Here is a 1211-nt window from a genome sequence, read left to right on the forward strand (position 1 = left end):
GACACGACAGCGCCGAACACTACGTCATTGGTGTTGTTGTATCTGCGCAACAACAAGCCCCATGCTGCTTGCAACATACTATTCATCGTAACTTGATGGTATTTGCTTAAGCGCATCAAACGTTCGGTCAGCGCCTCCGAGAACGTAAGATGAGTCTCTTCCAGGATATACTCTTCACTTGTAAAATGACTGCTTGTTGGAGTCGCCGTACGTTGCTCGTACCCTGCCAAATAATTTTTCCAGTAGCCCAGTGCTTCTTCCCGATCCTGTTTCTCCAACCACTTGATAAAGAGTACATAAGGCTTTACCGCAGGCAATTTAATCGTTCTGCTACTGCAGAGTTGCGTATACATGTAGAAAAACTCTTTTAAGACGATACGTAAGCACCAGCCATCCATTAAAATATGATGGTGGCTCAAAACCATCTCGTACTGGTTGTCTCCCGTCCTTAATACGGCAATCCTCAATAACACATCATTCGTCAGATCGAATCCTTGTTCCCGGTCCGATTGCTTAAATCGCTCTACTTTGCACTTGATCTCGTCTTCCGGTAGTCCTGTGAAATCCTTGAAAACGATCGACGGATTGCTCTTTTTCAGTACGATCTGTAGCGGCCTCTCTAATGCCTCGTACACAAACACTGTTCGGAAGATGTCATACCGTTCTAACAGAAGGGAAAGGCTCTTCTCCAGATAGGATTCATGCATAGTCCCTTGAATCGTAAAAGACATTTGTTCGAAGTACGCAGACGACTTTGGTTCCCTTAATGATTGGAACAACATGCCTTCTTGCATTGGAGACAACGGATATATGGAGACCAGCTCGTTACTCACCAGTTGCTTGCGAAGTTTATCGAAAGTGGCGAGCGGTATTGATACGCTACCCACGTCGCTCGGAGTCAGTTCCTGCTCCGTTTGCTGCATGCAATGCTCGATGATCGAAAGCAACTGCTTCTTGTAGTTGTCCAGCAGTCCTTGCATCGTGCTTTCCTCGTACTCCCGCTTATCGTATGTTAAGCTCAGCATCAGCTTTCCACCGATTACATTCCCTGCAATGTCCAACGCATGAACCCGCTCCGACTGCGGACTCATTGGCAATCCAGTAGACAGCCCAGACATGGACATCGCCCCGGCGTTCATCTCCCGATCCCATTGCCCTAAGTAGTTGAAGCTGATCTCCGGTAACAATGTACTGCCAATACCGCTTTTCTC

At 47.2% G+C, this 1211-nt stretch carries 1 protein-coding gene; it reads right to left on the reverse strand.

The features are described from left to right. The coding region (locus FS818_RS28180; RefSeq protein WP_260984883.1) for a condensation domain-containing protein at positions 1-1211 on the reverse strand (1211 nt) is incomplete at both ends.

Source organism: Paenibacillus xylanexedens (genome assembly GCF_007680605.1).
GTDB classification, from domain to species: domain Bacteria; phylum Bacillota; class Bacilli; order Paenibacillales; family Paenibacillaceae; genus Paenibacillus; species Paenibacillus xylanexedens_B.